The organism is Paractinoplanes deccanensis (assembly GCF_016862115.1).
GTDB lineage: Bacteria > Actinomycetota > Actinomycetes > Mycobacteriales > Micromonosporaceae > Actinoplanes > Actinoplanes deccanensis.
On sequence record NZ_BOMI01000005.1, the window covers coordinates 65,394 to 72,865 of the forward strand.

Consider the following 7,472-nt stretch of genomic DNA (forward strand, 5'->3'; position numbering starts at 1 on the left):
ACCTGTCCACATAGGCTCAGCTGTCCAGATAGGCCAGCACCGCGAGCACGCGCCGGTTGTCGTCCTCGGACGGCGGCAGGCCGAGCTTGGTGAAGATGTTGTTGATGTGCTTGCTCACGGCCTTCTCGGTGACGAAGAGCCTGGCGGCGATCGCGGCGTTGGACCGGCCGGCGGCCATCTCGCCGAGCACCTCGCGCTCGCGGGCCGTGAGCACGTCGAGCGGGCGGTTGCGCTCCAGCAGCCGGGCCACGACCTCGGGGTCCATCACCGTGCCGCCGCCCGCGACCTGCTGCACGGCGTCGACGAACTGGCCGACGTCGGACACCCGGTCCTTGAGCAGGTAGCCGACGCCGCCCCGGCGGTCGGAGAGCAGCTCCCGCGCGTACAGCGGCTCGACGTGCTGCGAGAGCACCAGGATCGGCAGGCCCGGCACCGCGGCCCGCGCGGCGATCGCCGCCTGGAGCCCCTCGTCGGTGAAGGTCGGCGGCAGGCGCACGTCGAGCACGGCCACGTCGGGCTTCTGGTCGAGCAGGGTCGGCAGCACCGACGGCCCGTTGTCGACGACGGCGATGACCTCGAAGTCGAACGCCTGAAGGATCCGGGTCAGTCCGTCCCGGAGGAGAGCATGGTCCTCGGCGATGACGACGCGCACGGCAGCTCCATGGTCACGATGGTCGGCCCGCCCGGCGGGCTGGACACGGACATCGTGCCATCGAAGGCCGCCAGGCGGCGTTCCATACCGGCGAGACCGCTCCCGCGCGCCGGGTCGGCGCCGCCGTGGCCGTCGTCGCCGACCTCGAGGCGCAGCAGGTCACCCTCGTGGCGCATGCTCACGTAGGCGAAGGTGGCGCCGCTGTGGCGCACCACGTTGGTCAGGCACTCGGCGACCGCGAAGTAGGCCGCGGACTCGACCGGCGTCTCGAGCCGGCCGGTGACCGTGGAGTCGACCGAGGTGGGGATGCGCAGGGTCAGCGCGAGCGCGCGGACGGCGCCGTCGAGGCCACGCTCGGCAAGCACCGGCGGGTGGATGCCCCGCACGAGATGGCGCAGCTCGGTGAGCGCGTCGGAACTGGTCTCGCGCGCCTCGGCCAGCAGCTTGCGCGCGGTGGCCGGGTCGCGCTCGACCAGCTCCTCGGCGAGGCCGATCGTCATGCCGAGCGAGACCAGCCGGGCCTGGGCGCCGTCGTGCAGGTCGCGCTCGATGCGGCGCAGCTCGGCGGCCTGCGCGTCGACGGCGTCGGCCCGGGTGACGGTGAGCTGGCTGACCCGCATCCGCAGCTCGGCGGCGCGGGTGGGCCCGAGGAAGAGCCGGTTGAACAAAGCGTCGACCCGCCGCAGGTAGGGGGCCACGACCAGGCCGAGCATGAGGATCAGCGCGCCCTGCGGCAGCGACAGGAAGGCCTGGCCGATGCTCTCGATCGGCCAGTTGACGCCGTAGCCATACCAGACGTCGCCGAGGTAGAGCCATAGCGGCAGCAGCAGGACACCCTCGAGGCCGTAAGCCGGCAGGGCCAGCGTGACGACGCCGAGGGCGAGACCGACCACCGCCCCGGGCAGCAGCCAGGCGAAGTCGCGCCACGTCGCCGGGTCGGTGACGATCCACCGGAACGCGCCCCAGCCGACCGGCAGCGCGCCCTCGGGCCGCGGGTTGTAGGGCCGGTCGATCCGCACGCCCCACCACCCGGCGAGCCGCCGGGACAGGTCGGCCTTGGCCCGGATGAGGGCGGTCACCCCGGGCAGGATCACCAGGCCGAAGCCGAGCACCGGGGTCAGCACCAGGCCGAGCACGAAGAACACGAACAGCGGGATGTTCATGATGGCCAGCACGATCGTCAGCAGCCCGGTGGCCACCGCCCTCAGCCCGTCGCGAATCCAGTCTCGTGTCTCCACGCAACCCATCGTGTCCCACCGGCGCCGGTCGGTCAGTAGTGCTAGCCCTACCTATTTCGGGGGCCTGGCATTACTGCCCGCGGGCCCGCGGAGGAGAAGGCTTGACCGCCATGACGACTATGGCAGACCGGCCGAGATCCACCACGCGGGGCTCAGCGGCCGGGAGCGACTTCGCGGAGCTCAACCGGCGGATCAGCGCGGCGGGCCTGCTGCGACGGCGGCCGGGTTACTACGCGCTGAGGTTGAGCCTGGTGGGGGCCGCTTTGGTGTATGGGTGGGGCGCCTTCTTCGTGGTCGGCGCGTCGTGGTGGACGCTGGTGGTCGCCGCGTTCCTCGCGGTCGCCTTCGCCCAGACGGCGCTGGTGGCGCACGACCTCGCCCACCGGCAGGTCTTCCGCACCAACAAGCCCAGCTCGCGGGCCGGCATGATCGCGGGCAACCTGGCGATCGGCATGTCCTACGGCTACTGGATGGACAAGCACACCAAGCACCACGCCAACCCCAACCACGACGACCTCGACCCCGACGTGGGCCCGGGCGTGCTCGCCTGGTCGCCCGACAACGCGCGCGGCTTCATCGGGAAGTACCAGGCGTACCTCTTCTTCCCGCTGCTGACGCTGCTGGGCCTGTCGCTCAAGCGGGACAGCGTGCGGGCGATCCTCAACGGCACGGTCAAGCGCCGTGGGCTCGAGGCGGTGCTGCTCGGCGTGCACTTCGTGGCCTATGTCAGCGCGCTGCTGCTCGTGCTCACACCGCTGCAGGCGATCGCGTTCTTCGTCGTCCACCAGGCGATCTTCGGGGTTTACCTGGGCATGACGTTCGCGCCCAACCACAAGGGGATGCCGCATCCGGACGGCACCGAGGACTTCCTCCGCAAGCAGGTGCTGACCTCGCGCAACGTGCGCGGCGGTGCCCTGGTCGACGTGGCGCTCGGCGGCCTCAACTACCAGATCGAGCACCACCTGTTCCCCGCGATGCCGACGCCCAACCTGCGCAAGGCCCAGCCGATCGTGCGGGCGTACTGCGCGGAGATCGGCGTGCCGTACGAGATGACCAGCCTGACCGACTCGTACCGGCAGGCCCTGAGCCACCTGCACGAGGTGGGCGCCGACCTCCGCGCCGCGGGGCGCTAGCGCGGGATGTTGCGCAGGTTCGTGCGGGCCAGCTGGAGCATCTGCCCGACGCCGCCGGCGAGCACCGTCTTGCCGGCGGCGAGCGCGAAGCCCTTCGCCTCCTCCTTGGTGATGTGCGGCGGGATCTCGAGCGCGTTCGGGTCGGTCACCACGTCGAGGAGGGCGGGGCCGTCGTGATCGAGCACGGAGCGCAGGGCCGAGCGCAGGTCGCCCGGCTTCTCCACCCGTACGGTGTGCAAGCCCGCGGCCCGCGCGATGGCGGCGAAGTCGACGGCGTCGTGGTCGGTCTCGTAGGGCGGGTCGCCGGCGACCATCATCTCGAGGCGGACCATGCCGAGGCTCGAGTTGTTGAAGACCACGACCTTGACCGGCAGCTGGTGGGTGCGGGCGGTGAGCAGCTCGCCGAGGAGCATGGCCAGGCCACCGTCGCCGGACATCGAGATCACCTGACGGCGGGGGTCGAGCTTCGACGCGCCGAGGGCGTGCGGCAGCGCGTTCGCCATGGTGCCGTGCACAAAGGAGCCGAGGATCCGGCGGCGGCCGTTCGGGGTGATGAACCGCGCGGCCCAGCTGCAGCACATGCCGGTGTCGACGGTGAAGACCGCGTCGTCGGCGGCCTCCTCGTCGAGCACGCGGGCCACGTACTCCGGGTGGATCGGCACCAGGTCGTCCACATCGCGGGTGTACGCCTCGACGACGTGATCGAGCTTCTCGACGTGCTTGTGCAGCATCCGCTCGAGGAACTTCCCGTCCTTCTGCCGCAGCTTCGGCAGCAGCTCGCGGATCGTCGCGCCGACGTCGCCCGCCACGCCCAGCTCGAGCGCGGTGCGCCGGCCCAGGTGCGACGGGTCGATGTCGATCTGGATCGTGTTCTTCTGCGGCAGGAACTGGCGGTACGGGAAGTCGGTGCCGAGCAGCAGGAGCAGGTCGGCCTCGTGCATGGCCTCGTAGCAGGAGCCGTAGCCGAGCAGGCCGGACATGCCCACGTCGTACGGGTTGTCGTACTGGAGCACGTCCTTGCCGCGCAGGGTGTGCCCGACCGGCGCGTTGAGCACCCCGGCGAGCCGCAGCACCTCGTCGCGCGCGCCGGTGCAGCCGATCCCGCCGAAGATCGCGACCTTCTCGGCCGCGTTGATCCGTACGGCCAGATCCTCGATCACCTCGGCCGGCGGCGCGCCGACCACCGGCCCTGCCACGGCATGCCCCGTGCCGGTCTCGACGGTCGCGTCCATCGCCAGCACGTCACCCGGCACGACCAGCACCGCGGCGCCGCGCTTGCCGACCGCTGCCTGGATGCCGACGCGAGCGAGCCGCGGCATCTGCTCGGGCGACGACACCAGCTCGGTCCAGTGGCTGGCCTGCTCGAAGAGGCGCTTCGGGTCGGTCTCCTGGAAGAACCCGGTGCCGATCTCGGTCGAGATGATGTGCGAGGCGATCGCCAGCACCGGCGCCCCCGACCGCTGCGCGTCGAAGACCCCCTGGATGAGATGCGTGTTGCCCGGCCCGCAGCTGCCCGCACAGACCGCGAGCCGCCCGGTGAGCTGCGCCTCGGCGGCCGCCGCGAACGCCGCCGCCTCCTCGTTGTGCACATGCACCCACTCGATCTCGTCGGTGCGCCGGATCGCGTCGCTCAGGGAGTTGAGGCTGTCCCCCACGATCCCGTAGATGCGCCGCACACCGGCCTGCACCAGCACCTCGACCAGTTGGTCCGCCACCGTCTGACTCCTGCCGAACATCTCGGCCTCCCGCCCTCGTGCACCCCTCGTGGGAACGAGCCCTACCTACCCCTCCCCTCGGTGGGCCCAACGGAGTCGCTGCTCACACAAGCGCCTGTCCTCACCTGACGGTGAAGTCGGTGAGCCCTTCGACCGGCTCGTCGACGGCGCGCACGTCATCGACGCGCGCGTGCGGCGGTCCCGTGCGCGTCCACTCGACCATGCGGGCGACAGCCTCGGGCTCGCCCTCGAAGACGGCTTCCACGCGGCCGTCGGGCAGGTTGCGCACCCAGCCGGTCACCGCTTGCGCCGCGGCCGTACGCCGGCACGTGTCCCGGAAGTAGACGCCCTGCACCAGGCCCTCGACGAACACGCGCTTGCGGATCACAGAACCACCCTACGATCCGCTGTACGCCCAGACGCGCAACCACCCGATCCCGGCAAACCCGGCCGCCAGCGCGGGACCGAGATCGTCCCCATGCTCGTAGCCGACCAGATCCACCCCGGGAAAGATCTCGCCGGCCGCCCGGACCGTCCCCGCCCAGACGGCACCGGCATCCGCGGGCCCGGCGGCGAAAAGGTTCGAGACGCCGACGACGCCGGCCGCCCGGTTGAGCACAGCTCCACCCCGGAGACCCCGGCTCCGGCCCGCCCGGCCGCCGTCGTCGCCCTCACCTACCCGGTCGCCGTTCCCCTGGGCCTCGCCGAAAGCCAGCACGGCGATGTCCGGCTCCTCCAGCAGCGCGGGGCGGAAGACGTCGCCGCTCCCCCACGCCGTGCTCCACACGGCGAGCGCGGCGGCCGTGGAGACGCGCGTGACGCGCGGGGCCGCTACCGGCGCGGGCGCCGACGCGGGCCGGTGGATCCACTGGGCGGCGAAGAGCTGCTCGAAACCCTCCGGCCCAAGGTCGACCGTGGCGAAGCTGTCCTTCACCGAACAGCCCGACGGATCGCGCCGCGGCAGGACGTCCGCCGCCGAGGCTTGCGCGGTCAGGGTGACCGCGTCGGGGTAGTACTGCGGCGTCGGCCCAAGGCTGCGCCACACGTTCGCGGCAAAGCGGGAGTCGATGCCGTGAGTGCGGCACACCAGCGCACACCACTCGGCGTTGTTCCGCACCGCCGCGGAGAGCACGTCCGTCATCCGGGCAGCAAAGCACAGCTGCGCGTGGCTGGTTGCAGGGGTGGGATTCGAACCCACGATCTCCGGCTTATGAGGCCGGCGAGGACAACCGAGCTCCTCCACCCTGCGCGTGCGCCGCCGGGGACTCGAACCCCGAACCCGCTGCTTAAGAGGCAGCTGCTCTAGCCGGTTGAGCTAGCGGCACTTCGTACCCCCGAGGAGACTCGAACTCCTGATCTCCGGCTTCGTAGACCGGCGCGCTGTCCAGCTGCGCTACGAGGGCTTGCGTGTCGTCGGGTGGTGTCGAACCATCCGGCCTCCGCCTTATGAGGGCGGCGCTCTACCGCTGAGCTACGACGACCTTTGGTGGTACGGACGGAGCCGCACCACAGTGGACCCGGCCGGCCTCGAACCGGCCACCTCCCGCTTGCAAGGCGGGCGCTCTCCCCACTGAGCTACGGGCCCGTGCCCGGGTCGAGGCGCGGCCGGCGCGTTGGGCGGGTAGCGCAAGTAGTCCCGCCCAGCGAGCCCGGCGGTCGTCCTACCCGCCGCAGCCGGCCCGCGTGGCCACGTCCTCGACCCATTCCTGGGTGCACAACATCGCTATTCAATTGTGTGTGAAACAAGCACACGGGCGGCAGGAATCGAACCCGCAACCTTCGGCTTTGGAGGCCGCTGCTCTACCATTTGAGCTACGCCCATACGACCATTCGGCAGCCGTGAAACCACTCGCCAATCCGCGGCTGGACGTCGAGTACCGAGCGCAACCGCACAACTAGACATTGAAAGCCGAGCGCACCGCACGACCAAACGTCGAAAGCCAAGCACTGCACGACCAGCCACCGAAAGCCGAGCGCACCGCACGACCAGACGCCGAAAGCCGAGCGCGACAGCCCGACCAACCGTCCCCGCCCGAAGACGAAGCAGCCGAGACGAAAAAGCCGCCCGTCCCGAACCGGGAGGGCGGCGGCGAAACCGTTACGGCGTCAGCCGTTTCGCCAGCACACTCCCCAGACGGGCCGCTTCATGGCTCGTCGCCACGCCATCCCCGCCGCAGCGGCGGACACGTCGCGCTTAGCGAAGCCGATGACCGGAGCCGAACCGCACGCGCGGAGGGCGACCATGTCGGCGGCCTGCCACATCATCTCGATCCCCTTTCCGGCGCGTTCCCTTCGGACGCGTCAAACATTAGTCCGTTCCCGTCATTCTGACAATCCCTTTTCCGAAGAAGTTGCGACCAGCCGATCTCCGTTCCGCAATCAAGACCCAGAAGAACGACGGAACCGGCTCCCACTGCCCCATCGCGAGGTGGAAATAAGGCGCACGGGTCGGAGAGGCGCGCGAGGCGGAGAAGGCGAGGGAGGAACAACCCACGCCTCCGCCACCGCCGGCTGCCGGATCGCACGCTCGACTCGCCCAGCCGCGCAGCGATGCAAGGGGCAAAAGCCGCGATTGACCACGCCGGAGAGGCCTGTCCTGGTTGTCTCTGCGCCCGGCCCGCATACCGAGCAAGAACGGAATGCAGGAGGAAGAGGACGAAGGCCAACGGAGAGAAGCCCGAGGGACACCACGCTGAGAGGGCAGGAAGGCCACGCGGCGAGAGCGGGACACAGG

6 protein-coding genes and 6 tRNA genes are annotated in these 7,472 nt (G+C 70.6%); 1 reads left to right on the forward strand and 11 read right to left on the reverse strand.

The features are described from left to right. Window positions 1-16: 16 nt before the first annotated feature. Together Ade02nite_RS02090 and Ade02nite_RS02095 are read right to left on the reverse strand one after the other, a co-directional pair. On the reverse strand, window positions 17-652 hold the full coding sequence (locus Ade02nite_RS02090) for a response regulator transcription factor (protein ID WP_203759753.1): 636 nt from the start codon (window positions 650-652) through the stop codon (window positions 17-19). After that, window positions 604-1,890: a sensor histidine kinase gene (locus Ade02nite_RS02095; protein ID WP_379035189.1), complete on the reverse strand. Its 1,287-nt coding sequence runs from the start codon at window positions 1,888-1,890 to the stop codon at window positions 604-606. The genes Ade02nite_RS02090 and Ade02nite_RS02095 overlap by 49 nt, the downstream gene beginning before the upstream one ends. A gap of 110 nt (window positions 1,891-2,000) precedes the next feature. On the opposite strand from Ade02nite_RS02095, the gene Ade02nite_RS02100 reads away from it, so the two are divergent. Further along, window positions 2,001-3,023 (forward strand): fatty acid desaturase family protein, encoded by a 1,023-nt coding sequence (locus Ade02nite_RS02100; RefSeq protein WP_203759755.1) that lies wholly within the window; start codon window positions 2,001-2,003, stop codon window positions 3,021-3,023. Here Ade02nite_RS02100 and Ade02nite_RS02105 read toward each other — a convergent pair. The 9 genes from Ade02nite_RS02105 to Ade02nite_RS02145 all read right to left on the reverse strand — a co-directional run bounded on the left by Ade02nite_RS02105 (window position 3,020) and on the right by Ade02nite_RS02145 (window position 6,560). Beyond that, window positions 3,020-4,738, reverse strand: a complete 1,719-nt coding sequence (locus tag Ade02nite_RS02105; RefSeq protein WP_239168455.1) for a pyruvate dehydrogenase — start codon at window positions 4,736-4,738, stop codon at window positions 3,020-3,022. The two genes, Ade02nite_RS02100 and Ade02nite_RS02105, sit on opposite strands and share 4 nt — an antisense overlap. 121 nt (window positions 4,739-4,859) lie before the next feature. After that, the gene (locus Ade02nite_RS02110) at window positions 4,860-5,126 is read right to left on the reverse strand and encodes an acylphosphatase (RefSeq protein WP_203759757.1); all 267 of its coding nucleotides are present in this window, start codon (window positions 5,124-5,126) and stop codon (window positions 4,860-4,862) included. A gap of 9 nt (window positions 5,127-5,135) precedes the next feature. Then, complete coding sequence (locus Ade02nite_RS02115) at window positions 5,136-5,879, reverse strand: hypothetical protein (RefSeq protein ID WP_203759758.1); 744 nt, start codon at window positions 5,877-5,879, stop codon at window positions 5,136-5,138. A gap of 29 nt (window positions 5,880-5,908) precedes the next feature. Further along, window positions 5,909-5,987, reverse strand: a tRNA-Met gene (locus Ade02nite_RS02120). A gap of 2 nt (window positions 5,988-5,989) precedes the next feature. Further along, a tRNA-Lys gene (locus tag Ade02nite_RS02125) sits at window positions 5,990-6,063 on the reverse strand. Between the two features lie 4 nt (window positions 6,064-6,067). Continuing rightward, window positions 6,068-6,141 (reverse strand) — tRNA-Arg (locus Ade02nite_RS02130). A 5-nt stretch (window positions 6,142-6,146) separates the two neighbouring features. Beyond that, a tRNA-Met gene (locus Ade02nite_RS02135) sits at window positions 6,147-6,219 on the reverse strand. Between the two features lie 31 nt (window positions 6,220-6,250). Continuing rightward, window positions 6,251-6,323, reverse strand: a tRNA-Ala gene (locus Ade02nite_RS02140). 164 nt (window positions 6,324-6,487) lie between these two features. Continuing rightward, window positions 6,488-6,560, reverse strand: a tRNA-Trp gene (locus Ade02nite_RS02145). Window positions 6,561-7,472 lie beyond the last annotated feature (912 nt).